This window comes from Streptomyces sp. DSM 120436, assembly GCF_055778765.1.
In genome coordinates this window covers 1,774,092-1,799,849 of record NZ_JBSKBS010000001.1, presented here as the reverse complement: position 1 = coordinate 1,799,849, position 25,758 = coordinate 1,774,092, and the positions used below count along the sequence as shown (strand labels likewise).

Below are 25,758 nucleotides of genomic sequence, written 5' to 3'. Positions count from 1 at the left end.
GCCGCCCCGGGGACCGGTCAGTTTCCGAGAAGCACCGGCGGCCGGGGCGGCCCTACCGTCGACCGCATGAACTCCATCGACTCCGTCACGCTGGAGGTGGCCGACCCCACGGCCGCCGCGCGCTTCTACTCCGACGCCTTCGGCCTGGACCGGGAGCGGGTGCGCCTGCGCGAGTCCGCCGAGGCCACGAGCGGCTTCCGCGGCTTCACCCTGTCGCTGGTCACGTCCCGGCCCGGCGACGTCGACGCGCTGCACCGCGCCGCCCTCGACGCGGGCGCCACGGAGCTGAAGCCCGCCGAGAAGTCCCTGTGGGGCTACGGCGGCGTCGTCCAGGCCCCCGACGGCACGGTCTGGCAACTGGTGACGTCGTCGAAGAAGGACACCGGCCCGGCCACCCGGACGATCGACGAGATCGTGCTGCTGCTCGGCGTCGAGGACGTGAAGGCCGCCAAGCGGTTCTACGTCGAGCGCGGCCTCACCGTCGGCAAGAGCTTCGGCGGCCGGTACGTCGAGTTCGCCGGCGACCCCGGCACCGTGAAGCTGTCGCTGTACAAGCGCCGGGCGCTGGCGAAGGTCGCGGGCGTCTCCGCCGACGGCGCCGGCTCCCACCGCATCGTCCTCGGCAGCGGGGCCGGCCCCTTCACCGACCCGGACGGCTTCGTCTGCGCGGCGGCCGGTCAGTAACCGAAGACCTGGGTCCAGGTCCAGTCACTGCTGACCACGCCGACGCCCAGGCTGGTCAGCGAGCAGTTCAGGATGTTGGCGCGGTGTCCGGGCGAGTTCATCCAGGCGTCCATGACGCTCGCGGCGGAGCTCTGGCCCCGGGCGATGTTCTCGGCGCCCGGGCTCGGGTGCCCCTGGGCGCGGGCGCGGTCCACGAAGCTGCTGCCGTCGCGGCCGGTGTGGGAGAAGTAGCCGTGGGCGGACATGTCCTGGCTGTGCGCCTGGGCCGCCCTGGCGAGCCGGTCGTCGAGCTTCACGGGAGCGCAGCCCGCCTGCGCCCGCTGCGCGTTGGTCAGGGCCAGCACCTGGGCGGCGGGACCGGCGGGCGGGGCCGGCGGGGCCGCCTCCGGCTCCGGCTGCGGCTGCGTGGGCTGCCGCGGGGGCGCCGACGTGGTCCGGGCGGGCTCGGGGCGTGCCTCGGACTGCGTGGGGCCGGGCGTGGCGGAGACCTTCGGCGAGCGGGACGCCTCGGCGGACGGCGTGGCCCGTGCGGACCGGGACGCCGAGGCGGTGGCGGCGGGCGGGGCGGACGTCACGGCGGTGGGCGCGGCGGACTCCGGGCCGCTGGTCGGCGCCGCCCGCACCCGGTCCGCGCCGTCGTCCGGGGTGAGTATCGTGATGCCCGATATCACCCCTCCGGTGACCAGCAGCACCGCGGCCGCGGCGGCGACGGCCCGGCCGCGCCGCCTGCGCTCCCGGCTCCGCGCGCGACGGCTCCCGCGGTGCCCGGCGGCCACCCCGTCCGTCGTTCCCGGGCCGCCGTGCCCCTCCACCGGGCCGGGCTCCCCGTCACCACGCGAACCCTCCGGCCCGCCGGGCGCCGCCGCCATGCCGCCGAGGCCCGCGTCCTGCCCCGGCGCCGCCGCACCGTCGGACCGCTCCCCCGGCGCCGACGCCGCCGCACCGCCGGGCTGGCCCTGGGGCCACGGACCCACCGCGCCGTCGGGCTGGCCCTGCTGAGACCACGACGCCACCGCCCCGTCCGACTGCCCCTGAGACCACGGGCCCGCCGCCCCCTCCAGCCCGGGTGTCGCCGTCGGTTCTCCGGTGAAGGCGGCCGGTGACGCCTCCGCGGTCCCCGCGCCGTAGGCGGTGAGCGCGGCGGCAGCCGCGAGCAGGCCCGCGCCGACCGGGACCAGGCCCAGCCCGACGAGCAGGCCCTCTGCCGGGACCAGACCGGACTGGAAGCCCGCGCAGACCGTGCAGTCCCGGGCGTGACGGGCGATCCGCTTGCGCCACAGCGCCGAGGGGGTCAGGTCCCAGCCCGCCACCACGTCGTCCAGCAGGACGCAGCGCGGACGGGCGGACAGCGCCCGCACCACCAGGCGTGCCGTCTCCAGCTGGGCCTTCATCCGCTGCACGCGCACCGCCGCGTGCTGCGGTGACAGCTCCAGTGCGGCCGCCACCTCCGCCCGCGTCAGCTCGCCCGCCGCTTCCAGCCACCACAGGGACAGCAGCGCCTGGTCGTCGGGGTTCAGCCAGCGGGTGGCCTCGGCGACCTCCCGCCGCTGCCCCTCCAGTCCCAGCCGCACGATCGTCAGGTCGACGAAGTCGGCGCCCGGATCGGCGAGTTCCCGGGCGTCGTGCAGTCCCGAGCGGGGCGGCTCCGTACGGTGGTCGCGCCAGTGGTGGCGGAGCTGGTTCATGGTGACGGCGACCAGCCAGGACCGGAAACGCGCCGGGTCGTCCAGCGAGCCCAGGGAGCCGAGGACGCGCAGCATGGTCTCCTGCACCACGTCGTCGACGTCGGGGTGCCCGTTGAGGGCGCGGCCGACGATGTTGTAGACCAACGGCAGGCAGGCGGCGACCAGTTCGTCCTGGGCGCGCTGGTCACCGCGCCGTGCCGCCTCGACCGTCCCGCGGTTCGGGTCGCCGCCCCGTCCCCTGCCGGGTGTTGTGCTCGCTGCCACGCTCGTCCACGCTCCTTCTCGGTCCCGGACCGGACTGCCCGTCATCACAGGAGAGCCGCCGGCCGGGGCGGGATAACGGAAAGTCCGGGGATCGGTTCCGGAGACCCGTCCGGGGATCGGTTCCGGAGACCCGTCCGGGGATCGGTCCGGGGATCGGTCCGGGGATCGGTTCCGGGAATCGGTTCCGGGAATCGGTCCGGGGGTCAGTCCAGGACGTGCCGCAGGTACGCCGCCGGGTCGGCGAGGTAGCGGCGCCAGTGGTCGACCAGGGCGAGGTCCTGCCAGGCGGTGCGCCGGATGCCGTGGTCGCCGACCTCGACGACGTCCGCGCCGGGCAGGGCGGTCAGCAGCGGGGAGTGGGTGGCGCACACGACCTGCGCGCCGGCGCTCGTCAGCCGGTGGATGTGACCGAGCAGTTCGAGGCACGAGGAGAAGGACAGGGCGGCTTCGGGCTCGTCCATGACGTACAGCCCGGGGCGCAGGAACTTGTTCCGGAACGCCGCGAGGAAGCCCTCGCCGTGGCTGCGCTCGTCCGGCGCGAGGCCCTCCCGGTCCAGCGCGTCCAGGGCGGTCTCGGCGCGCAGGAAGAAGCCCTGGCGGGCGGACCAGGAGGTGAGCATCCGACGGCCGTGGGGGGCCGCGTCGAAGCGGATGCGCTCACCCAGGACCGACTTGGCGCGGTGGCTGGCGTACCGCCACTCGTGCGAGCCGCCCCAGGGGTCCAGGCCGAAGCCCTCGGCGAGCGCCTCGACCAGGGTCGACTTGCCGGAGCCGTTCTCTCCGACGACGAAGGTCACCGGGGCGGTGAACCGCAGGCCGTCGTCGAGGAGCGCGCGGACGCACGGGACCGACCAGGGCCACTCCCCCGCGTCGTACGCGTCCACATGGGCGTACGCACGTTCGATGATCACGGGGTCGAGTCTGTCACGGCGTGGTCCGGTGGACGGCCCGCCCCCGCCCGCTCACTTCGTGCCCACCGTCCGCAGCACCGTCAGCACCAGGGTCCGCGCCGCCTCCACCACCTCCCGCACGCCGACGTGCTCCCGTGCGCTGTGGGCCACGGCGATGTCGCCCGGACCGTACTGCAGGGCCGGTATCCCGGCGCCGGTGTAGTGCCGCAGGTCGCTGCCGTACGTGGCCCCCCGCCGCCGGGGCACGGGCCCGCCCGTCGCGTCGGCGTGCGCGGCGCCGACCACGTCCGCGAGGGGGTGGCCCTCGGGCAGCATGCCGCTCGCGAACTGCCCGCCCGGCCAGGTCACCGTGGCCGGACGGTCGCGCAGCCAGGGGTCGGCGGCGCACGCCTCGGCCACGCACCGCTCCAGCGCGGCGCGCGCGTCCGCCGGGTCCTCGCCGAGCCGCACGCCGAACCTGCCCTCGGCGACCAGCAGATCGGGCACGCTGCTGGCCCAGTCCCCGGCCCGCAGCGTGCCCACCGACAGGCCATAGGGGATCGGGTACTCGGCGAGCAGCGGGTCCGGGTCCCGGTTCCGCTCCTCCTCCAGCGCGGCCAGCGCCCGGTGCAGCGGCAGGTAGGCGTCCACGGCGCTGACGCCCTTCTCCCGCGTGCTGCCGTGCGCGGCCCGTCCGGGCACGGTGATCCGGAACGTCAGCGCGCCCGCGTTGGCGGTGATCAGGGTGCCGGCGGTGGGTTCGGCGATGACGCAGGCGTCACCGGTGTGACCGCGCCGCAGCGTGCCGAACGCGCCGAGGCCGCCGTCCTCCTCGCCGACCACGCAGTGCACGGCGACCCGGCCGCGCAGCCGTATCCCGGCCGCCCGTATCGCGGCGAGCGCGGCGAGGTGCGCCGCGAGTCCGGCCTTCATGTCGCACGCCCCGCGCCCGTGCACCAGGTCCCCCGTCACCCGCGGCACGAACGGGTCCCCGTCCCACGCGGCCAGGTCCCCCGGCGGTACGACGTCGACGTGGCCCTGGAGGATCAGCGTCGGCCCGTCGCCCCCGTCGGGCGTGGTGCCGACCAGCCCCCACGCCTCCTCGCGCGGCGCCTCCGTGCCGGGGAAGTCCGGCTCGGCGCGCAGTGCGGGCAGGTCCATCGACCACAGGTCCACGTCCAGCCCCAGCCACTCCAGCCGCCCCGCGAGCTGGTGCTGCAGCTCGGACTCGGCGGCGCTCCCCGTGACGCTCGGCACGGAGATCAGCTCCATCAGCGTCCGCGCCGTCGCCGCCGCGTCGACCGCCGCCAGCGCCGCGGCCTCCTCGTCGTTCAGCATGCCGTCCCTCCCCTCACCCCGGGGACGGACACGGCACCGCCCCCGCCTCCATACCTGCACCGGCCGGGGAGGGGCTACGCCTCCGAGGGGCGGCGCACCGGGCCGCGCACGGTGCGGGGGCGCACGGGCGGACCCGGCCGGCGGGCCGCGCCGCGCACCGGCCACGCCCCCGGGTCGTCCCGTTCCGCCACCGCGACCGGCCCGGAGCGCGGTCGAGCACCGGCCCGAGGCCGGACGGGCCGGAACCCGGCCGGCGACGGGCTGTCCCTCCGGGAGGAGGCGCACCCGCCCACGGCACCGGAGGACACGCGGGCACCCATGACCGGCGGACCGGCTACGCCTCCACGTCGTCCCGTTCCGCCACCGCCCCGGCCACCGTGAAGCCGGTGACCGTGCCGCCGCCCTCGCGGCGGAAGGCGTACGGAGCGCCGCCGTGGGCGAGGGCGATCTCGCGGACGATGGAGAGGCCGAGGCCCGAGCCGGGCAGGGACCGTGCGTCGGCGGCGCGGTAGAAGCGGTCGAAGACACGGGTCAGGTCGTCGTCGGCGATGCCCGGCCCCCGGTCGCGCACCTCCACCCGTACCGTGCCCGGCCGGGCCGGTCCCGCCACGTGGATCTCGACGGGCGCGCGGCCCTCCCGGTCGAACTTGACCGCGTTCTCCACCAGGTTGGACAGCGCCCGGGTGAGCATGCCGGGCCGCCCGTGGGTCGTGGTGTCCCCGCTCGCGCGGACCACGATCTCCCGTCCCGTGCGCCGCCGGGCGAGGCCCGCCACGTCCTCGGCGACGTCCGCGAGGTCGATCCGCTGCGGCGGCTCCGTGTCGGACTGCCCGGCCGCGAGGTCGACCAGCTCGTTGACCAGGTCGGTCAGCTCCCGCGCCTCCTGGGCGAGGTCGGTGACCAGCTCCTCGCGGCTGTCCGGCGGGAGTTCGTCGATACGGCGCAGCAGCGAGGTGAGCGGGGTGCGCAGCTCGTGCCCGGCGTCCTGGACCAGCCGGCGCTGGTCCTCCTCGGACTGGGCGAGCCTGCCCAGCATCCGGTCGAAGGCGCGGCCGAGCCGCCCCACCTCGTCGTAGCCGGCGACCGGCACCTGGATGCCGAGGCGGCGGGTGCGGGCGACGGCCTCGGCGGTGTGGGTGAGCACCACCAGGCGGCGGGTGATGCGCCGGGCCAGCCACCAGCCGAACAGCCCCGCGGCGACCACCACGGCCGCCATGAGGAGGAAGGTGCGCCGCTGCAGCGCGCGCAGCAGGTCCTCGGTGTCGCTGAACTCCTGCGCGACCTGCACCGCGCCCCTGCCACCGCCGAGGGAGACGGTCGCGACCCGGTAGACGTCGTCGCCGACGTCCACCTCGGCGTGCACGACCACGCGTCCCGCGGCGACGGCGCCCGCGATCCGGCGGTCGGCGTCCACCACGGGCAGTCCGGGGTCGCCCGGGTCGACGATCCCGCCGTCCGGCCCGAGCACCTGCACGTCGGTACGGGCGGGACGCACCAGGTCGTGGCCGGGCGCGGCGGAGGAGAAGTCGTGCGGCGTCATCCGGTTCGCCCGGACCTCGCCGCTCAGGTCCCGCACCACCTCGTCGAACACGGACTGCTGGTCCACCCGCACCAGCCGCGCGGCCGCGGTGTACGACAGGAAGCCGACCAGCAGCGTGACGGTGGCGGTCACCGCCGCGAACGCCACGGCGAAGGTGGTGCCCAGCGACAGCAGGCGCAGCCGGTGACGCGGGACGGACGGTCCGTGCGCACCGCCGTCGGCGGCCACTCAGCCCTCCCGCAGGACGTAGCCCACCCCGCGCACCGTGTGGATGAGCTGCGGGGCGCCGGGCTCGTCGAGCTTGCGGCGCAGGTAGCCGACGTAGACGGCGAGGTTCTTGGAGCCGGGGCCGAAGTCGTAGCCCCAGATGCGGTCGTAGACGGCGGAGTGTTCGAGGACCACGCCGGCATTGCGGATCAGCAGTTCCAGCAGCTCGAACTCGGTGCGGGTCAGCTCCAGTTCGCGGTCGCCGCGCCAGACCCGGCGGGCCTGCGGGTCCATGCGCAGCCCGGCCGCCTCCAGGTGGCGCCCGGACGGCGCCGACGCGGCTCCGGACTCCTGGGCGGCCCGCTCGGACTCCGCGGGCGCGGGGGCCGCGCGGCGCAGGAGGGCGCGGAGCCGGGCGAAGACCTCCTCGACGTCGAACGGCTTGACGACGTAGTCGTCGGCGCCCGCGTCCAGGCCGGCGATCCGGTCGGCGGTCTCCACCAGCGCGGTCAGCATCAGCACCGGGGTGCGGTCGCCCTCGGCGCGCAGCGCCCGGCACACCTGGAGTCCGTCGATGCCGGGCATCATCACGTCGAGCACCAGCACGTCGGGCCGGCCGCGGCGGGCCTGCGCGAGGGCCTCGACGCCGTCGGCGACGGCCGTGACGCGGTAGCCCTCCAGGGTCAGCGCACGCTCCAGCGCGTTGCGGATGGCGCGGTCGTCTTCGGCGAGCAGAACGGTGTGCGGCACCCGCCCAGTGTGCCAACCCGGCGGGCCGCACGGCCTCCCGCTCGCTTTGCCCCGGTCTCACCCGCCGGGACTTACCCCGGTCTCACCCGCCGGGACGCAGCGCGGCGAGCCGTTCCTCGAAGGGGGTCACGTGCTCGAACGAGTCCCGCTTGGGGAGGGGCGCGCCGCCGACCGCCCCTTGCCGGGCCGCCGCGCCGCCCTGACCGTCCGGTTCCCGGCCGGAGGAGACCCGCCGCGCCCCCGGACCACCGGGCACGGCTTCCGACTCAGGCGCCGGACGCCCGTCCACCACACCCGCACCACGGCCCGGAACACCGTCCCGCCGCGCCCCCGGACCACCGGGCACGGCTTCCGACTCAGGCGCCGGACGCCCGTCCACCACACCCGCACCACGGCCCGGAACACCGTCCCGCCGCGCCCCCGAACCACCGGGCACGGCTTCCGACTCAGGCGCCGGACGCCCGTCCGCCGCACCCGCACCACGGCCCGGAACACCGTCCCGCCGCGCCCCCGAACCACCGGGCACGGCTTCCGACTCAGGCGCCGGACGCCCGTCCACCACACCCGCACCACGGCCCGGAACACCGTCCCGCCGCGCCCCCGAACCGCCGGGCACCGCGTCCCGCCGCGGCCGGGGGCGGTCGGCCGGAGCCGTCTGTCGGGGCAGGGGCCGGGACCGGGACCGGGCCGCCGGCGTGGTGGCCGTCAGCGCGGCCAGTTCGGCCGCCGCCCGCCTGATGCGGGCGTTCAGTCCCTCCGCGCCCCAGTCCTCCGAGGCCGCGTAGACGCCGGTCGGGACGACGACCGCGCGGAGGTGGGAGAAGAGCGGGCGCAGCGCGTGGTCGAGGACCAGCGAGTGACGCGCGCTGCCGCCCGTCGCCGCGATCAGGACCGGCGTGCCGGTCAGCGCCTCCGGGTCGGTGGCGCTCAGCGCGTCGAAGAAGGACTTGAACAGCCCGCTGTACGACGCCGAGAACACCGGCGTGACCACGATCAGCGCGTCCGCCCCGGTCACCGCGTCGAACGCGTCCGACAGTCCCGGCCCGGGGAAGCCGTTGGTGAAGACGTGCGCGATCTCCACGGCGAGGTCCCGCAGCTCGATCACCCGGACGTCGGCCTGCCCGAGGACGGCCGATGCGGCCTCGGCGAGCCGGTCGCCCAGCAGCCGCGTGGACGACGGCACGCTCAGCCCGGCCGACACGACGACGATGCTCATGCCCGCGCCCCTTCCTCCCCGGCGGTGGCGGCCCTCCGCACCGCGGCCAGCCGCGAGGCGTGGGTCGGCGCCTCCGGCACGTCCGCCGGCCGGTTCTTCGCGAACTCCTTGCGCAGCACCGGCACGACCTCCTCCCCGAGCAGGTCGAGCTGCTCCAGCACCGTCTTCAGCGGCAGGCCCGCGTGGTCCATCAGGAAGAGCTGGCGCTGGTAGTCGCCGGCGTACTCGCGGAAGGACAGCGTCCGCTCGATGACCTGCTGCGGGGATCCCACGGTCAGCGGCGTCTGCGCGGTGAACTCCTCCAGCGAGGGCCCGTGCCCGTACACCGGCGCGACGTCGAAGTACGGCCGGAACTCCCGCACCGCGTCCTGCGAGTTCCTCCGCATGAACACCTGCCCGCCGAGCCCGACGATCGCCTGCTCGGGGGTGCCGTGCCCGTAGTGGGCGTACCGGGTCCGGTACAGCTCGACCATCCGCTTGGTGTGGTCGGCCGGCCAGAAGATGTTGTTGTGGAAGAAGCCGTCGCCGTAGTACGCGGCCTGCTCGGCGATCTCCGGCGAGCGGATGGACCCGTGCCAGACGAACGGCGGCACGCCGTCCAGCGGGCGGGGCGTGGAGGTGAACCCCTGGAGCGGGGTGCGGAAGCGTCCCTCCCAGTCGACGACGTCCTCGCGCCACAACCGGTGCAGCAGGGCGTAGTTCTCGATGGCGAGGTTGATGCCCTGGCGGATGTCCTGGCCGAACCAGGGGTAGACCGGGCCGGTGTTGCCGCGGCCCATCATCAGGTCCACCCGGCCGTCGGCCAGGTGCTGCAGCATCGCGTAGTCCTCGGCGATCTTCACCGGGTCGTTGGTGGTGATCAGCGTGGTGGAGGTGGACAGCAGCAGCCGCTCGGTGCGGGCCGCGATGTAGCCGAGCATGGTGGTCGGCGAGGACGGCACGAACGGCGGGTTGTGGTGCTCCCCGGTCGCGAACACGTCCAGGCCCACTTCCTCGGCCTTCAGCGCGATGGCGACCATGGCCTTGATCCGCTCGCGCTCGGTCGGCGTGCGCCCCGTCGTCGGGTCGGGGGTGACGTCCCCGACGCTGAAGATCCCGAACTGCATGGCCGCTCACCTTCCAGTTTGTTGACGGTTCAACTATACCTCTGGAACGGCCCTCCGCCCCGTCCTATTCCACCTGTCCGAAAACGGCCTCACGACCCCACGACCGCGCCCCCGCATCCCCACCGACCCCGCGCCCCTACGGCACCGGCTCCCCCGCCCGCAGCCGGGCCGCCTGCTCGGCGCCGTACTCCGTGGTGCGCCGCATGTGCTCGATGAACAGCGCCAGCTCGCCGTCGTCCAGGTCGTCGAAGAGCGCGAACCAGCCGCCCCCGACCCGCTCCCACACCCGCGCCACCTCGACGGCCCGCTCCGGCACCGGTGCGACCAGCACCAGCCGCCGGTCGCCCGCGTCCCGCTCCCGGACCACGTACCCCGCCCGCTCCAGCCGGTCCACCAGCCGCGTCGCCGACCCGGTGGTCAGCCCGGTCAGCTCCGCGATCCGCCCGGTCGTCACCGGGCCGGACTCCAGGGTGAGCAGGCTCAGGCACTGCAGGTCGGTCGGGTGCAGCCCCAGCCGGTCGGCGAGCGCCTGGTTGAACAGCGCGTACGACGCCACGTACCGCCGCGCCACCACGGCCAGCTCGGCCATCAGCCGTGACCGCGCCTCCCCCGGCGCCCCCGCCTCCCCCGGCGCCCCCGCCGTCGTCGCGCCCCTGACCCGTCCGTCCGCTGCGTCCGTCACGGGGGCATGTATCCCCGGGCCCGCACCGTCGCAGGCGCCCTCCAACAGGTGACACGGGCGGCCCGTGCGAAGCTGCGGGCATGCTGATCCTCCGCTCCGCCGCCCTGTTCGTCCTCGCCGCGATCCTGGAGATCGGCGGCGCGTGGCTGGTCTGGCAGGGCGTCCGCGAACACCGCGGCTGGATGTGGGCGGCCGGCGGGGTCCTCGCCCTCGGCGCGTACGGCTTCGTGGCCACCTTCCAGCCCGACGCCCACTTCGGCCGGGTGCTCGCCGCGTACGGCGGCATCTTCGTCGCCGGGTCGATCCTGTGGGGCGCGATCGCCGACGGCTACCGCCCGGACCGCTGGGACATCGCCGGCGCGCTGGTCTGCCTCGCCGGCATGGCCCTCATCGTGTGGGCCCCGCGCAACGGCTGACGCGGGCCTCCGAGGGCCCGCCCGGCCTCCTCCCGCCCCCGCAATATGCTGACCGGGCGCGGCCCGTCCCGCGCGGCCCGTCCCCCGCGGTGTGCGCCCGCGCCGACCGTCCGACGCCCGACCGCCCCGCCACCGCCCGCCCCGAGGAGCAGCCCATGGCCACCGCCGTACCGCCCGCCGCGTCCCGCATCGCCGTCGTCACGGGGGCGAGCAGCGGAATCGGCGCCGCGACCGCGCGCCGGCTGGCCGAGGCCGGCTACCGCGTCGTCCTCACCGCCCGCCGCGCGGACCGCATCGAGGCGCTCGCCGAGGAACTGACCGCGGCCGGGCACTCGGCGACGGCGTACCCGCTGGACGTCACCGACCGTGCCGCCGTCGACGAGTTCGCCACCGCGTTCCGCACCGTCGGCGTGCTGGTCAACAACGCGGGCGGCGCCCTCGGCGCGGACCCGGTCGCCACCGGCGACCCCCAGGACTGGCGCACGATGTACGAGACCAACGTCATCGGCACCCTCAACCTCACCCAGGCCCTGCTGCCCAAGCTGGACGCGAGCGGCGACGGCACGGTCGTGGTGGTCTCCTCCACCGCCGGGCACGCCACCTACGAGGGCGGCGCGGGCTACGTCGCCGCCAAGCACGGCGCGCACGTCCTCGCCGAGACGCTGCGCCTGGAGATCGTCGGCCGCCCGGTGCGGGTGATCGAGATCGCGCCCGGGATGGTGAAGACCGAGGAGTTCGCCCTGACCCGGTTCGGCGGCGACGCGGAGAAGGCGGCCAAGGTGTACGAGGGGGTCGCCGAGCCCCTCACGGCGGACGACGTGGCCGACACCATCGCCTGGGCCGTGACCCGCCCGTCCCACGTCAACATCGACCTGCTGGTGGTCCGCCCGCGCGCCCAGGCCTCCAACGCCAAGGTGCACCGGGAGACACGGTGACCACGGACGGCGGGACCACGGACGGCGAGCGGCGCCGCCTGGCTCTGGAGAAGAAGCGCGAGCGCTACGTGTGGATCTACCTCGGCTACTTCCTCTTCGGCATCCACATCGTGGCTTTCGTGATGATGTACGCGATGTCGCACGCGAAGTAGGAGACTCCCGTACGGGGATCCCGGCCGCGGCGATGAGTTCCGCGGCGCGCGGCGGTCCTCCTGTCGGGACAGGACCCCGCGACCGAGGAGGACGTGCCATGCGCGCCGTGACCTATTCGATGAGCGTCTCGCTCGACGGCTGCATCACCGGACCGGACGGCGGCATCGACTGGTCGGCACCGGACGACGACGTCTTCCGCTTCTGGATCGACGAGACCCGGAAAATCGGCGTCCATCTGCTCGGCCGGCGGCTGTACGAGGACATGCTCTACTGGGAGACCGCCGCCGACGACCCGTCGCTCGACGACGCGCAGCGCGAGTGGACCGAGCTGTGGAACCCGCTGCCCAAGGTGGTCTTCTCCCGCACGCTGACGGAGGTGCGGGGGGCCGCGCGGCTGGCCACCGGCAGCCCGGCCGAGGAGATCGAGCGGCTGCGGGCGGAGCCGGGTGACGGGGAGATCGCGATCGGCGGGGCGACACTCGCCGCCGAGGCGGCCGCGGCAGGCCTGATCGACGAGTACCGCACGGTGGTCCACCCGGTCCTGCTCGGCGGAGGCACTCCGTACTTCCCCCGCGACGAGCGCCGCGTCCAGTTGGAGCTCGTCGAGACCCGCATGCTCACGCCGAACGTGGTGTACCTCCGCCACCGCGTGCAGCGGTAGCCGGGGCCGGGAACGCCGGCTGCTCGCCGAGTCGACTCACGCGAGTGGACATCGGCCGATCACCCATACGGCCGCCGAACGGCCGACCTGGTGCCGTATCGGGCAACGTTCGCCCTGGTCCGCTATCGCTCCCTGCCCGTCGGACGGTAGGCGTCAACTGCCACAGTTGGGGGATGAGCGAGAACTTCTTGGCCCGACACCATGACCGGCTGACTGCGTGGCTGAGGGACGGAGAGGCCGAAAGCCTCGACGCATTCCTGGGCGCACACCACGAGTCCTTCGTGCTCGTGACGACAAGTGGAGCGATCCTCGACCTTGAGACGCTGAGGGAATCCCTGCGCGGTGCGGGCGGCAGCCAGCCCGGCTTGTCGATCCAGGTTGAGGGAGTCACCAGCATTACCCCCGAGGTGTACCGATTCCTGGAGCGCCACATCGTGGACGGCTCCGTCGTGGACGTGCGGGTGGTGACTGCCGTGATGGAGGACGGGTTGCTGCTCAGCGTGCAGGAAACCGCCCGTCGGTAGTGGAACCAGCAGGCGTCACGCTTCAGCGTTATCGGTCTCGCGTGGCGCGTACTCGTTCTACCAACCGCATTGCCTGCAACACCTCGTGCCCGGGCCGGCATTCGAACGGTACGTCACGTCGCAACAGGGTAAACGTCGCCTGATGTGGCACTCGATGACCAATTCCAAGGGGTCGGGGAGCGAGCGGAGGGTCTCTCACACCTTGGACTGGAGCCCGTTGCTTCGGGGAAAACTCCAGGCTTCCGACGTGGCTACGGCTGCCCACGGCCGGGCTCTGCGTGGCCCCGAAGAGGCCGTCTCCCCTTTCGGTGCACGGTTGCCTTACTGCCGGTCACCAGGCTTGCCGGCGGGACGTCATCGGCCACGACCGCGCCGGCGGCGACCACGGCGTCACGGCCGATGCTGACGCCGGGCAGGATCGTGGCGCCGGCACCGATCCACACATTCTCCGCCACGTCGATGGGTGCGCCGGTGAGGTACAGCCGCCGTTCCCCGGGCTCGGGCCGTGGCTGCCTCCGGAGGAATCATCTGCCCAGCGAGCAGTGACCCGCCCTGGAGGGGCCTCCGGCCGCCGCGCCCGGAGGCCCCCTGTGTCAGCCCTTGACGCAGACGACCTGCTTCAGCTTCGCGACGACCTCCACGAGGTCGCGCTGCTGGTCGATGACCTGCTCGATCGGCTTGTAGGCGCTCGGGATCTCGTCCACCACGCCGGAGTCCTTGCGGCACTCCACGCCTTGGGTCTGCTCCGCCAGGTCCTTGGCCGTGAAGCGCCGCTTGGCCGCGTTGCGGCTCATGCGCCGGCCCGCGCCGTGCGACGCGGAGTTGAAGGACGCCGCGTTCCCGAGGCCCCTCACGATGTACGAGCCGGTGCCCATCGACCCCGGGATGATCCCGTACTCGCCGGAGCCCGCACGGATCGCGCCCTTGCGGGTGACCAGCAGGTCCATGCCCTCGTAGCGCTCCTCCGCCACATAGTTGTGGTGGCAGGAGATCTCCGGCTCGAAGACCGGCTTCGCCTTCTTGAACTCCTTGCGGATCACGTCCTTCAGGAGCGCCATCATGATCGTGCGGTTGTACTTGGCGTACTCCTGGGCCCAGAACAGGTCGTTGCGGTAGGCCGCCATCTGCGGGGTGTCCGCCACGAAAACCGCGAGGTCCCGGTCGACCAGGCCCTGGTTGTGCGGGAGCTTCCGCGCGATACCGATGTGGTGCTCGGCGAGCTCCTTGCCGATGTTGCGGGATCCGGAGTGCAGCATGAGCCAGACAGAACCGGACGCATCTAGGCAAATTTCGACGAAATGATTCCCCTGACCAAGGGTTCCCATTTGAGCAGTCGCCCGGTCCCTGCGAAACCGCACCGCTTCCGCCACCCGGTCGAACCGCTTCCAGAAGTCGTCCCACCCGGCGGTGGCGAGTCCATGAAGCTTCCCGAGATCAACAGGCTCCGCATGCATCCCCCGCCCCACCGGAATCGCCTGCTCGACCTTCGAGCGCAGCCGGGACAGGTCGCCGGGCAGGTCGTTCGCCGTCAGGGACGTCTTCACCGCGGACATGCCGCAGCCGATGTCGACGCCCACCGCCGCCGGGCACACCGCGCCCCGCATCGCGATGACCGAGCCGACCGTGGCGCCCTTGCCGTAGTGCACGTCCGGCATCACGGCCAGGCCCTTGATCCAGGGCAGGGTGGTGACGTTGCGCAGTTGCCGGAGCGCGCCCTCCTCCACCGTCGCCGGGTCCGTCCACATGCGGATCGGCACCTTCGCGCCCGGCAGTTCCACGTACGACATGGCGTCCCCATTCCCCCGGAAAAACGAACAGAAGTCTCATAACGCAAAACCGGCGCCAAGGTCGGTGATAAGGGATGACGGACCGGCGTCCGCGGCAGTGCGTGCGATACACATTGTCTGCGAACGGCTCCCCCCTGCGGCAAGCGATTAACCAGCGGGGACACTGGAAGGCCCGGCGGGCAGCGGCCCGCACCCACCGTCGAGAGGACCTGGACCGTGCAGCGCAAGGCGTACGGACCCGGCGTCGCCGTGCTCCTGGCGGCCGTACTGGCCGGCTGCACCGGCGGCTCGGACAGCGGCGGGCAGGCGGACGACTCCAACCCGGGCAGCGCCGGCGCGGCGAGCCAGGCGGCCCAGCCCGGCCGGTACGCCACCCTTCCGGAGCCCTGCGGTGCGGTCGACGACCGCACACTGGAGGAACTTCTGCCCGGCCTCGGCGAGTTGACGGACGAGCAGCAGCGGGAGAAGGCGTACGCGGGCGAGGCGACGCTCACCTACGACACCGACCGCAAGGTGGGCTGCCGCTGGAAGGTGGAGTCGCTCGCGGCGACCGACCGCCTGCTGGTCGACTTCGAACGGGTCGTCTCCTACGACCACGCGGTCAGCGACGACGCCCGGGCCGAGGAGCTGTTCGCGCGCAAGCGGACGGCGGCGGGGCTTCCCGAGCCGGCGGTGACGGGCTCCGGCTCCCCCTCCCCGTCCGGCTCGGGCACGACGGGTCCCGCGGCTCCCGGCGGGTCGCCGTCGGCGCCCGGTTCGCCCTCGTCCACCGCGTCGCCCTCGGTCTCCCCGTCCGAGCTCCAGCCGCGGGTCCTGGAGGATCTGGGTGACGAGGCGTTCCTCGACGACGCGCTCAGCAGTTCCGGTTCGACCGTCCAGGAGCGCACCGTCACTGTGGCGTTCCGCACGTCCAACGTCATCGTGACCATCGAGTACGCGGAGCAGCCGGTGACCGTCGGCACCGTCCCGGACAGCAAGGAAATGCAGGACAGGGCGCGGAAACTGGCCGCCGAGCTGTCCGGCTCGCTGGGCGGCTGACCCTGCTTCACCGCCCCCTCACGCGCGCCGCAAGCACGTGAAGTACGGCCGTACGGGTGACGGGGCGCGTACCGTGACCCCTCGGACACCGTTCCGACCGCAGGGAACACGAGCGTCATGAGTGAAGGAACCATGCAGCGACGAGCACAGCGAGAGCAGCCCGAGCGAGCCAAGCGCCTGACCCGCGTCCTTGTCTGCGCGGCAGCCGTCCCCGTGATGCTGGTCGCCACCGGCTGCTCGTCGGACTCCGGCTCCGACGAGGGCGGCGAGAAGGCCGCGAGCGCCTCCGCCTCCGCGTCGGCGAGCCCGTCCCCGACCGTGCGGGCGGCGGCGTACCGGACGCTGCCCGAGGCGTGCGGCGTGCTGACGAAGAAGACCCTCAAGGACCTGGCGCCCAAGGCGAAGTCCGGCAAGGAGGGCAGCTCGGACGACGTGGCGTCGCGGGCCAGTTGCTCCTGGAGCAGCCTGGACAACAACGGGGTCGAGGGCTCGCAGTTCCGCTGGCTGAACGTGTCGCTGCTGCGCTTCGAGTCGGACACCACGCGCGGTCCGGGCGACGAGCTGGCCAAGGAGTACTACGACAAGCAGGTGCGTGAGGTCCGGGCGACGCAGGGCGCGAGGAGCCTGCGCGCGCAGGCGCTGACCGGCGCCGGGGACGAGGCGACCGCGGTGCGCTACGACCTGAAGAAGGAGGAGGGCACCTTCAAGCAGCAGACGGTCGTGGCGCGCGTGGAGAACGTGGTCGTCACCCTGGACTACAACGGCGCGGGCCTGGCGGGCGACGAGACGCCGGACGCCGACGAGCTGATGGCGGACGCGCAGAAGGCCGCCAAGGAGGCCGTGCGGTCCGTGACGCGGGCGAACGGCCCGGGCGCGGCGGGCGGTTCGCCGTCCGCGTCGGCGTCGGGCAAGCCGTCCGCGCCGGCCTCCGGGGCGTCCTCGGAGTCGGCCTCCGGCGCGAGCTGAACCCGCTGAACCAGATCCGGCCACCCGCCCTTCGTACACATGTGCCACTCTGTTGCGCGCAACAACACGCACTGGGAGGGGAGTACGGGTGGCCGGGCCATTGCAGCTGACACGGATGCACCGGGTTCTCATCGGCGTGGTCGTCGCCGGCGCCGTCGTCATCGCCGGGATCGGCTTCGCCGGTTCGTACGCGGCGGTCCGTGAGCTGGCCCTGCAGAAGGGCTTCGGCGACTTCAGCTACGTCTTTCCGATCGGCATCGACGCGGGCATCTGCGTCCTGCTGGCGCTGGACCTGCTGCTGACGTGGATCCGCATCCCGTTCCCGCTGCTGCGGCAGACGGCGTGGCTGCTGACGGCGGCCACGATCGCCTTCAACGGCGCGGCGGCCTGGCCGGATCCGCTCGGTGTGGGCATGCACGGCGTGATCCCGGTGCTGTTCGTGGTCTCGGTGGAGGCCGCCCGGCACGCCATCGGCCGGATCGCCGACATCACCGCCGACAAGCACATGGAGGGCGTGCGGCTCACCCGGTGGCTGCTGTCGCCGGTGCCGACGTTCCTGCTGTGGCGGCGGATGAAGCTGTGGGAGCTGCGCTCCTACGAGCAGGTGATCAAACTGGAGCAGGAGCGGCTGGTCTACCAGGCCCGCCTGCGCTCCCGTTTCGGCCGCTCCTGGCGCCGCAAGGCCCCGGTCGAGTCCCTGATGCCGCTGCGCCTCGCCAAGTACGGCGTCCCCCTCGCCGACACGGCCCCGGCGGGCCTGGCGGCGGCGGGCATCGAGCCGGCGGTGATCCCCCCGGCGCCCGAGCCGCCCGCGCAGCCCCTGTCCGGCGGCCCCGCCCGCGCCGCCGCCCCGTCCGGCGAGCAGCGCCTGCAACTGGAGCCGGACCGTGGCGCGGACCGCCGGGACGAGGAACCGGCCAACCCCTGGCTGCACGCCCGCGACCCGCAGTCCGTCGAGTACCACGGCGACTACGATCCGACGTTCGACCCGGACGAGTACGCCCGCTGGATGGCCGAGCAGCGCCAGGCGGAGCAGTACGAGGAGCAGTACCAGGAGGAGCCCCCGCTCCGGGAACCCGCCCCCGAGGAGACCGGCGCCTTCCCCATCCCGGTCGTGCCGGGCGGCCGCACCCGCGACCTGGGCGAGGGCGGCGCCGCTCCCGGCGCGGAGCCGGACGAGGAGGCCTACTACCAGGTCTTCAAGAAGTCGATCAACGGCAGCTACCCGACGCCCCGTGAGTTCGGCGACAACGTGGAGGCCGAGTTCAGCCGGACCCTCCCGCCGGAGGAGGCCAAGCGCATGGTCACCCGCTTCACCAACCGCTTCAACGCGGAGCTGGAGGAGGACCACATCGCCTGACCGGCGGCCACGACGACGAAGGGGGCGCCCGGTGTGCACCGGGCGCCCCCTTCGTCGTCGCCGTGCGCGTTACGCGCCGAGGAGGTGCCGCACCCGGTCCTGCCCCACCGCGAGCAGCAGGGTGGGCAGGCGCGGGCCCGTGTCGCGGCCGACCAGGAGCTGGTAGAGGAGGGCGAAGAAGGACCGCTGGGCGGTCTTGATCTCCGGGGGCAGCTCCTTGGGGGTGGCGTCGGCGGAGAAGCCCGCCTGGACCTTCGGGACGCCGTAGACGAGGTGGGTGAGGCCGTCCAGGGACCAGTTGTCCGCGAGGCCGTCGAGCAGCAGCCGCAGGGACTCCCGCGCCTGTTCGTCGAGCGACTTCAGCAGCTCGGCGTCGGGCTCGTCGCGGACGATGGTGCGCTGGTCGGCGGGGACGTGGGTGTTGATCCACGCCTCGGCCTTGTCGTAGCGCGGACGCGCCTCGTCGAGCGAGCCCAGCGGGTTCGCCGGGTCGAGGTCGCTGAGGATGCGCAGCGCCTGGTCCTCGTGGCCGGCGGTGATGTCGGCCACCGAGGCCAGCGTGCGGTACGGCAGCGGCCGGGGCGTGCGCGGCAGCTCACCGCTGGCCGTGCGCACCGCGCGGGAGTGCGCGGCAGCGTCGGCGGGCAGCACGGTGTCGTCGGCGACCTTGGCGTCGAGCCGGTCCCACTCGTCGTAGAGGCGCTGGATCTCCTGGTCGAAGGCGATCTTGAAGGACTGGTTCGGCCGGCGGCGGGCGTACAGCCAGCGCAGCAGCTGCGGCTCCATGATCTTCAGGGCGTCGGCCGGGGTGGGCACACCGCCCTTGGACGACGACATCTTCGCCATGCCGCTGATGCCGACGAACGCGTACATCGGGCCGATCGGCTGCTCGCCGCCGAAGATCCCGACGATCTGCCCGCCCACCTGGAAGGACGAGCCCGGCGAGGAGTGGTCCACGCCGCTGGGCTCGAAGATCACGCCCTCGTAGGCCCAGCGCATCGGCCAGTCGACCTTCCAGACCAGCTTGCCGCGGTTGAACTCGCCCAGCCGCACCGTCTCCGAGAAGCCGCACGAGGTGCACGAGTACGACAGCTCGGTGGAGTCGTCGTCGTAGGAGGTGACGGTGGTGAGGTCCTTCTCGCAGTTGCCGCAGTACGGCTTGTACGGGAAGTACCCGGCCGAGCCGGAGCTGCCGTCGTCCTCGGCGGCGGCGCCGGACCCCTCGGCGGCCTCCAGCTCCGCCTCGTCCACCGGCTTCTGCTGCTGCTTCTTCGCGGGCGCCTTCTTGGTGCGGTACTGGGCGAGGATCGCGTCGATGTCCGCGCGGTGCCGCATGGCGTGCAGGATCTGCTCGCGGTAGGCGCCGGAGGTGTACTGCTCCGTCTGGCTGATCCCGTCGAACTCCACGCCCAGCTCGGCCAGCGACTCGACCATCGCGGCCTTGAAGTGCTCGGCCCAGTTCGGGTGCGGGGAGCCCTTCGGGGCGGGGACGGAGGTGAGCGGCTTGCCGATGTGCTCGGCCCACGACTCGTCCACGCCGGGGACGCCCGCCGGCACCTTGCGGTAGCGGTCGTAGTCGTCCCAGGAGATCAGGTGCCGGACCTGGTGGCCGCGGCGGCGGATCTCGTCGGCGACCAGGTGCGGGGTCATGACCTCGCGCAGGTTGCCCAGGTGGATGGGGCCCGAGGGGGACAGTCCGGACGCGACGACGACCGGTTTGCCCGGGGCCCGACGCTCCGACTCCTCGATGACCTCATCCGCGAAACGGGAGACCCAGTCGGTGGTCTCGGTGCTCTGAGCCACGATCGGCACGTCCTTCTTTCTGCTCGGGCAGCCGGTACGGTCGCACGGCTGACCGCCCCATTCTCCCAGCTCCCCCGGCCACCGCGAAAACGCCTTCTCACCGGCCTCCGCGCGGGCGCGACGGGCGTGCGGAGGCGGGCGCGGAGGCCGCCCGCCCGCGCTCTCGGACGGAAAACCGCTTCACCCCCCGTGGGATACTGGCCGAGTCCATCCGAACCCACGAGGAGAACGGCACCCACTCCATGGCCTCGGTCACATCGCTCACCGCTCTCGTCAGCGAGCAGCTCACGTCCGCCCTCTCCGCCGCCCGGCCGGAGACGTCCGCGGACCCGCTGCTGCGACGCAGCGACCGGGCGGACTTCCAGGCCAACGGCATCCTCGCGCTGGCGAAGAAGGCGAAGGCCAACCCTCGGGACCTCGCGACCGAGGTCGTCTCGCACCTCACCACCGGTGACGTGATCAGGGACGTCGAGGTCTCCGGCCCCGGCTTCCTCAACATCACGATCGCCGACCGGGCGATCACCGGGAACCTGGCCGCGCGGTACGCGGACGACACCGGCCGTCTCGGTGTGCCGCTCGCCGAGAACCCGGGCACCACGGTGATCGACTACGCCCAGCCGAACGTGGCCAAGGAGATGCACGTCGGCCACCTGCGCTCCGCGGTGATCGGCGACGCCCTGCGCGGCATGCTCGACTTCACCGGCGAGAAGACGATCGGCCGGCACCACATCGGCGACTGGGGCACCCAGTTCGGCATGCTCATCCAGTACCTGATGGAGCACCCGGGCGAGCTGGCCCCGGCCTCCGAGGTCGACGGCGAGCAGGCCATGTCGAACCTCAACCGGGTCTACAAGGCCTCGCGGGCGCTGTTCGACGCCGACGAGGAGTTCAAGGAGCGGGCCCGCAAGCGGGTCGTCGCCCTGCAGTCCGGCGACAAGGAGACCCTCGAGCTGTGGCAGCAGTTCGTGGACGAGTCGAAGGTCTACTTCTACTCCGTCTTCGAGAAGCTCGACATGGAGATCCGCGACGAGGAGATCGTCGGCGAGTCCGCGTACAACGAGGGCATGCCCGAGACCGCGCGGCTGCTGGAGGAGATGGGCGTCGCGGTCCGCTCCGAGGGCGCGCTGGTGGTGTTCTTCGACGACATCCGCGGCAAGGACGACCAGCCGGTCCCGCTGATCGTGCAGAAGGCCGACGGCGGCTTCGGCTACGCGGCCTCCGACCTCACCGCGATCCGCGACCGGGTTCTCGGCCTGCGCGCGACGACCCTGCTGTACGTGGTCGACGTGCGGCAGTCGCTGCACTTCAAGATGGTCTTCGAGACCGCCCGCCGGGCCGGCTGGCTGGGCGACGACGTCACCGCGCACAACATGGGCTACGGCACGGTGCTGGGCGCGGACGGCAAGCCGTTCAAGACCCGTGAGGGCGAGACCGTACGGCTGGAGGACCTGCTGGACGAGGCCGTGCAGCGGGCCGCCGAGGTGGTGCGGGAGAAGGCGAAGGACCTCACCGAGGAGGAGATCCGGGAGCGGGCCGCGCAGGTCGGCATCGGCGCCGTGAAGTACGCGGACCTGTCGACGTCGCCGAGCCGCGACTACAAGTTCGACCTGGACCAGATGGTCTCGCTCAACGGCGACACCTCGGTGTACCTCCAGTACGCGTACGCCCGGATCCGGTCGATCCTGCGGAAGGCCGGCGAGGTGCGGCCGGCCGCGCACCCGGAGCTGGAGCTGCACGCGGCCGAGCGGGCGCTGGGGCTGCACCTGGACGCGTTCGGCGACACGGTGTTCGAGGCGGCGGCGGAGTACGCGCCGCACAAGCTGACGGCGTACCTGTACCAGTTGGCGTCGCTGTACACGTCGTTCTACGACAAGTGCCCGGTGCTGAAGGCGGATACGCCGGAGCAGGTGGAGAACCGGCTGTTCCTGTGCGACCTCACGGCCCGCACGCTGACCAAGGGCATGGCCCTGCTGGGCATCAGGACGCCCGAGCGGCTCTGACGCCCCCGGCCGGCACACGCCACGCGGCCCGTCCGCTCCCCCGGGGGAGCGGACGGGCCGCGGTGGTGTCAGGGGTCGGAGCGGCCGCGGATCAGCGGCAGTTCACCCACGTGTTGGACTTGATGTAGTGCGAGGCGCTGTCGGTGGTCTTGTAGCCGCGCGGGACGACGCCGCTGGACCCGCCGTGGTTCTTCGCCGAGTACCACTTGAAGTCGCAGGAAGCGCCGTGGTTGTACCAGGACTTGAAGTTCTGGAAGACCGAGAACTGGGTCAGGTCCTTGTTCGTGCCGGCGACCTTCTGCATCCGTCCGGTGTAGTTCTGACCGGACCAGACGCAGAACCAGCCCGACGGGCAGTCGCTCGCGGCGGACGGCGCGGCCCCGGCGGCGCCCGCGGTGCCGGCCAGCAGGCCCCCGGTCATCACGGCCCCCGTGGCCAGGACGGCGAGCTTGCGGGTGATGGTCATGTGTTCCCCCTTCGGAATGCGGGTTGCGCCGGCTCGGCGGGCCGGCTCGTCACCGAGACTGGCGGAAGCCGCCCGGCGACCGCCACGGTTGCCGGTGAAATGACGTCACCGTGGGATGCCCCAGCATCTGACCTGCGGTTTCCCGCCCCCGTGAGGCGGTCCGGCGGGACGGGGCCCGGCCGTGGCCGGATCGGTGCGGAGTCGGCGGCGTTGTCCCGTACGGGCCGACACGGTTGTTGCAGAATGCGAACGGGGACGACCCACGCACGCGATCGGGGGAATCATGTCGCGTTGGAAAGCGCTGCCCGCGGAGCTCGATCCGAGGGCGCGGCACCTGGTGGTGAGCCTGCGCCGGCTGAAGGACCACAGCGGGCTGAGCATGCGGCAGCTGGCGGCGAAGACGGGCTACAGCACGTCGTCGTGGGAGCGTTACCTCGGCGGCAGGTCGCTGCCGCCGAAGGAGGCCGTCGAGGCGGTCACGGCGGTCGCCGGTGAGGACCCGACCCGCCTGCTGGCGCTGTGGGAGGTCGCGTCGGCGGCCTGGACGGGACGGCGTACGGGCCCGGCCGGGGCCACGGCGGACGACGGCGCACCGACCGGCGCCGCACCCGGACCACCCGCCCGCCGCAGGCCCCCGCGGGGTGCCGTCGTCGCCGGTGTCGTCGCGTTCGCGCTGGTGGTCGCGTCGGCCGCGCTGCTGGTGGCGCGGAGTGCCGGGGACGACGAGGGGCGGGCGCGGCCCCCGGCGGCCGCACCGGCCGACGTCGAGGCGCCGCCGGCGGCCCCGTCGTACACCTGCCGGGTGGAGCGGGCGGGCGGGCAGTGGTTCGCGGGACTGAGCCGGACCCGGGACGCGATCCTGGTGAACGGACTCGCGGGGGCCGAGGTCGCGGAAGCCCAGTGCCTGTTGCGGCGGGCCGGGTTCCCTCCCGGTGACATCGACGGCATCTACGGCCCGAGGACCGAGCGGGCCGTCCAGCGGTTCCAGCAGAGGGAAGGCCTGGTCGTGGACGGCATCATCGGCCCCCACACCTGGGGAGCCCTGCGCGGATGACGCCCCCACCGGAACGAGCCGACCTGGCCGCCGCCCTGCGGGAGGTGCGGCGGCGCACCGGGCTGAGTCTGACGGGTCTGGAGGGGCGCACCCCGTTCAGCAAGTCCTCCTGGGGCCGCTACCTGAAGGGCGACACGCTGCCGCCCCGTGAGGCGGTCAGGGCGCTGTGCCGTCTGGCGGGCGAACCGGACGGGCGCTGTCTGGCGCTGTGGGAGATCGCGGAGGCGGCGGGCAGCGGACGCGCCGCCCACGCCCCGCCGGAAGCACCGCCGCCGTCCCCCGAGCCCTCTCAGGAGGAGGCCGACGCGCCACCGCCACCCGAAGGGACGAACCGGAATCGGTCGTTGCGCGGCGCGGTGGCGGTCGCGGCGGTGCTCGCGGTGCTGGCGTCGGTCGTCACCGCGGCCGTCCTGCTGGCGGGCGACGCCACGCCGGACGGATCCGCCCACGCGACCGCCTCCCCCGGCACGACCGTGGTGCCGCCGCCCCGCTGCCGGGGCGCGTCCTGCGCGGGCAAGGACCCCTTCAACATGCTGTGCGGGGTCGCGCCGGGCACCCTCACCACGTACCGCACCACGGCCGGCGCCCGGCTGGAGCTGCGGCACAGTCCCCGGTGCGGGGCGAGCTGGGCGCGGATGTGGTCCACCGAGGTCGGCGACCGCATCGAACTGACCGCACCCGGCCCGCCCCGCTCCGCCGAGGTGACGGACGCCCTGGACGCGCGGGCGTACCTCTACACCCCGATGGCGGAGACCGCCCCCGGCGCCGTCGTACGGGCCTGCTTCCATCCGGCGGACGCCGGTTCCGGGCCGGAGTGCTTCGAGGCCGAGGTGCGGTGAGCCCTCGCGGGCTCCGACGTCACGCCCGCAGCGCCGCCCCCAGCCTCCGCAGCCCCTCCGCGATCACGCCCGCAACGCCGCCCCCAGCCTCCGCAGCCCCTCCGCGATCACGCCCGCAACGCCGCCCCCAGCCTCCGCAGCCCCTCCGCGATCTCCTCCGGGGTCTGCGTGACGAAGCACAGGCGGAGGGTGGCGCGGTCGGGGACGCCGGCGTGGAAGGGGGCGCCGGGGACGTACGCCACGTCGTGCCGGACCGCCTCGGGGAGCAGGGCCGCGGTGTCGTACCCGGACGGCAGGCGGACCCAGAGGAACATGCCGCCCTCGGGGCGGGTCCAGACCGACCCCGCGGGGAGCGCGCCGGGGAGGCCGGCCAGCATGGCGTCCCGGCGCTCGCCGTACACGCCCGCCACGCGGCGGACGTGGGCGTCCAGGTCGCGGTCGGCGAGGTAGCGGGCGGCGGCGAGCTGGTTGACGGTCGGGGTGTGCAGGTCGGCGGCCTGCTTGGCGACGGCGCAGGCGCGGCGCAGCCCCTCGGGCGCCCGCAGCCAGCCCAGCCGCAGTCCGGGCGCCATGATCTTGGAGAGGCTGCCCAGCAGCACCGTGCGGTCCTCCGCGCCCGGGTGCGCGGCGATCCACGGCACCCGCGCGCCCTCGTACCGGAGTTCGCCGTACGGGTCGTCCTCGACGATCCACAGGCCGACGCGGGCGGCGACCTCGGCGACGGCGGCCCGGCGGGCGGCGGGGAGGGTGCGGCCGGTGGGGTTCTGGAACGTGGGCACGGTGTAGAGCAGCTTCGGCCGCTCCCGGACCACCAGCTCCTCCAACGCCTCGGGATCGAGGCCGTGTTCGTCGCCGGGCACCGCGACGATCCGCGCCCCGGCGAGGCCGAAGGACTGAAGTGCCGCCAGATAGCAGGGGTCTTCGACGAGGACCGTGTCGCCGGGTTCGAGCAGTGCGGTGGCGAGGAGGGACAGCGCCTGCTGGGAGCCGGTGGTGACGAGCAGGTCGTCCGGTCCGGTGGGCAGCCCGCGCACGCGGGCGCGTTCGGCGAGCGCGGCCCGCAGCGCCGGTTCGCCCTCGGTCGTGGAGTACTGCAGCGCCCGCGCGGGCGTCTCGGCGAGCACCGCGCGGTACGCCGCCGCTATGCCCTCGGCGTCGAACAGCTCCGGCGCCGGGAGCCCGCCCGCGAAGTTGATCACCTCGGGCCGCGCGGTGACGGCCAGGATGTCCCGGACCGGCGAGCCGCCGACCGCCGAGGCCCGTGCGGCGAGCCGCGGGGTGGGAGCGTGGGTGGGAGCAGGGGCGGCGGGCGGCTCGGTGACGGTCATGGCACGGCTCCTCGGTCCGGGTGACGGCGCGTCCCCGCAGCCTAGGAAAACGCGTGCCTCCTCCCC

General features: G+C 73.7%; 23 protein-coding genes and 2 pseudogenes. 12 read left to right on the top strand and 13 right to left on the bottom strand.

Annotation, left to right across the window (positions count from 1 at the left end; all coding sequences use genetic code 11):
- The first annotated feature begins 66 nt into the window (after nt 1–66).
- A complete protein-coding gene (locus tag ACWH4W_RS08255; protein WP_473075151.1) occupies nt 67–684 on the top strand; it encodes a VOC family protein in 618 nt (205 codons plus the stop codon).
- Here ACWH4W_RS08255 and ACWH4W_RS08250 read toward each other — a convergent pair.
- From ACWH4W_RS08250 to ACWH4W_RS08215, 8 genes and pseudogenes are all read right to left on the bottom strand, one after another.
- Nucleotides 678–2,633: a sigma-70 family RNA polymerase sigma factor gene (locus ACWH4W_RS08250; RefSeq protein ID WP_473075150.1), complete on the bottom strand. Its 1,956-nt coding sequence runs from the start codon at nt 2,631–2,633 to the stop codon at nt 678–680. The genes ACWH4W_RS08255 and ACWH4W_RS08250 overlap by 7 nt on opposite strands.
- A gap of 203 nt (nt 2,634–2,836) precedes the next feature.
- Complete coding sequence (locus ACWH4W_RS08245) at nt 2,837–3,544, bottom strand: AAA family ATPase (protein ID WP_473075149.1); 708 nt, start codon at nt 3,542–3,544, stop codon at nt 2,837–2,839.
- Between the two features lie 51 nt (nt 3,545–3,595).
- A complete protein-coding gene (locus ACWH4W_RS08240; protein WP_473075148.1) occupies nt 3,596–4,861 on the bottom strand; it encodes an ArgE/DapE family deacylase in 1,266 nt (421 codons plus the stop codon).
- 334 nt (nt 4,862–5,195) lie between these two features.
- Nucleotides 5,196–6,629, bottom strand: coding sequence for a HAMP domain-containing sensor histidine kinase (locus ACWH4W_RS08235; RefSeq protein WP_473075147.1), 1,434 nt, complete (start codon nt 6,627–6,629; stop codon nt 5,196–5,198).
- Nucleotides 6,630–7,358 carry a response regulator transcription factor gene (locus ACWH4W_RS08230; RefSeq protein ID WP_473075146.1) on the bottom strand — a complete coding sequence of 243 codons (729 nt, stop codon included), beginning with the start codon at nt 7,356–7,358 and terminating at the stop codon, nt 6,630–6,632.
- 640 nt (nt 7,359–7,998) lie between these two features.
- Nucleotides 7,999–8,574, bottom strand: a pseudogene (locus ACWH4W_RS08225) (CE1759 family FMN reductase); the annotation flags it as partial.
- Nucleotides 8,571–9,680: an LLM class flavin-dependent oxidoreductase gene (locus ACWH4W_RS08220; RefSeq protein ID WP_473075145.1), complete on the bottom strand. Its 1,110-nt coding sequence runs from the start codon at nt 9,678–9,680 to the stop codon at nt 8,571–8,573. The pseudogene ACWH4W_RS08225 and the gene ACWH4W_RS08220, both read right to left, overlap by 4 nt.
- A 136-nt stretch (nt 9,681–9,816) precedes the next feature.
- Complete coding sequence (locus ACWH4W_RS08215) at nt 9,817–10,269, bottom strand: MarR family winged helix-turn-helix transcriptional regulator (protein WP_473077445.1); 453 nt, start codon at nt 10,267–10,269, stop codon at nt 9,817–9,819.
- 173 nt (nt 10,270–10,442) lie between these two features.
- Here ACWH4W_RS08215 and ACWH4W_RS08210 point away from each other — a divergent pair, with 173 nt between their 5' ends.
- The 5 genes from ACWH4W_RS08210 (at nt 10,443) to ACWH4W_RS08190 (ending at nt 13,051) form a co-directional block, all read left to right on the top strand.
- Complete coding sequence (locus ACWH4W_RS08210) at nt 10,443–10,778, top strand: YnfA family protein (RefSeq protein WP_473075144.1); 336 nt, start codon at nt 10,443–10,445, stop codon at nt 10,776–10,778.
- Between the two features lie 155 nt (nt 10,779–10,933).
- Complete coding sequence (locus tag ACWH4W_RS08205; protein WP_473075143.1) at nt 10,934–11,713, top strand: SDR family NAD(P)-dependent oxidoreductase; 780 nt, start codon at nt 10,934–10,936, stop codon at nt 11,711–11,713.
- The gene (locus ACWH4W_RS08200) at nt 11,710–11,865 is read left to right on the top strand and encodes a hypothetical protein (protein WP_473075142.1); all 156 of its coding nucleotides are present in this window, start codon (nt 11,710–11,712) and stop codon (nt 11,863–11,865) included. Before ACWH4W_RS08205 ends, ACWH4W_RS08200 begins: the two co-directional genes overlap by 4 nt.
- Before the next feature lie 98 nt (nt 11,866–11,963).
- Entirely contained in the window at nt 11,964–12,527 is a 564-nt protein-coding gene (locus tag ACWH4W_RS08195) for a dihydrofolate reductase family protein (RefSeq protein ID WP_473075141.1), read from the top strand.
- 173 nt (nt 12,528–12,700) lie between these two features.
- Complete coding sequence (locus tag ACWH4W_RS08190; RefSeq protein ID WP_473075140.1) at nt 12,701–13,051, top strand: hypothetical protein; 351 nt, start codon at nt 12,701–12,703, stop codon at nt 13,049–13,051.
- 251 nt (nt 13,052–13,302) lie between these two features.
- Here ACWH4W_RS08190 and ACWH4W_RS08185 read toward each other — a convergent pair.
- Nucleotides 13,303–13,551, bottom strand: a pseudogene (locus ACWH4W_RS08185) (DapH/DapD/GlmU-related protein); the annotation flags it as partial.
- A gap of 93 nt (nt 13,552–13,644) precedes the next feature.
- Nucleotides 13,645–14,838: an RtcB family protein gene (locus tag ACWH4W_RS08180; RefSeq protein ID WP_473075139.1), complete on the bottom strand. Its 1,194-nt coding sequence runs from the start codon at nt 14,836–14,838 to the stop codon at nt 13,645–13,647.
- 216 nt (nt 14,839–15,054) lie between these two features.
- On the opposite strand from ACWH4W_RS08180, the gene ACWH4W_RS08175 reads away from it, so the two are divergent.
- From ACWH4W_RS08175 to ACWH4W_RS08165, 3 genes are all read left to right on the top strand, one after another.
- Nucleotides 15,055–15,876: a DUF3558 domain-containing protein gene (locus ACWH4W_RS08175; RefSeq protein ID WP_473075138.1), complete on the top strand. Its 822-nt coding sequence runs from the start codon at nt 15,055–15,057 to the stop codon at nt 15,874–15,876.
- A 117-nt stretch (nt 15,877–15,993) separates the two neighbouring features.
- The gene (locus ACWH4W_RS08170) at nt 15,994–16,842 is read left to right on the top strand and encodes a DUF3558 family protein (RefSeq protein ID WP_473075137.1); all 849 of its coding nucleotides are present in this window, start codon (nt 15,994–15,996) and stop codon (nt 16,840–16,842) included.
- Nucleotides 16,843–16,957: 115 nt separating this feature from the next.
- Nucleotides 16,958–18,202, top strand: coding sequence for a DUF2637 domain-containing protein (locus ACWH4W_RS08165; protein WP_473075136.1), 1,245 nt, complete (start codon nt 16,958–16,960; stop codon nt 18,200–18,202).
- Between the two features lie 69 nt (nt 18,203–18,271).
- On the opposite strand, the gene lysS is transcribed toward ACWH4W_RS08165, so the two are convergent.
- On the bottom strand, nt 18,272–20,014 hold the full coding sequence (lysS, locus tag ACWH4W_RS08160; RefSeq protein WP_473075135.1) for a lysine--tRNA ligase: 1,743 nt from the start codon (nt 20,012–20,014) through the stop codon (nt 18,272–18,274).
- A gap of 233 nt (nt 20,015–20,247) precedes the next feature.
- On the opposite strand from lysS, the gene argS reads away from it, so the two are divergent.
- Nucleotides 20,248–22,005, top strand: a complete 1,758-nt coding sequence (gene argS, locus ACWH4W_RS08155; protein WP_473075134.1) for an arginine--tRNA ligase — start codon at nt 20,248–20,250, stop codon at nt 22,003–22,005.
- Nucleotides 22,006–22,096: 91 nt separating this feature from the next.
- Here argS and ACWH4W_RS08150 read toward each other — a convergent pair whose 3' ends face one another.
- Nucleotides 22,097–22,471 (bottom strand): peptidase inhibitor family I36 protein, encoded by a 375-nt coding sequence (locus ACWH4W_RS08150; protein ID WP_473075133.1) that lies wholly within the window; start codon nt 22,469–22,471, stop codon nt 22,097–22,099.
- Between the two features lie 283 nt (nt 22,472–22,754).
- On the opposite strand from ACWH4W_RS08150, the gene ACWH4W_RS08145 reads away from it, so the two are divergent.
- A complete protein-coding gene (locus ACWH4W_RS08145) occupies nt 22,755–23,525 on the top strand; it encodes a peptidoglycan-binding protein (protein ID WP_473075132.1) in 771 nt (256 codons plus the stop codon).
- The gene (locus ACWH4W_RS08140; RefSeq protein ID WP_473075131.1) at nt 23,522–24,364 is read left to right on the top strand and encodes a helix-turn-helix domain-containing protein; all 843 of its coding nucleotides are present in this window, start codon (nt 23,522–23,524) and stop codon (nt 24,362–24,364) included. The genes ACWH4W_RS08145 and ACWH4W_RS08140 overlap by 4 nt, the downstream gene beginning before the upstream one ends.
- A gap of 107 nt (nt 24,365–24,471) precedes the next feature.
- On the opposite strand, the gene ACWH4W_RS08135 is transcribed toward ACWH4W_RS08140, so the two are convergent.
- Nucleotides 24,472–25,692 (bottom strand): aminotransferase-like domain-containing protein, encoded by a 1,221-nt coding sequence (locus tag ACWH4W_RS08135; protein ID WP_473075130.1) that lies wholly within the window; start codon nt 25,690–25,692, stop codon nt 24,472–24,474.
- Between the last annotated feature and the right edge of the window lie 66 nt (nt 25,693–25,758).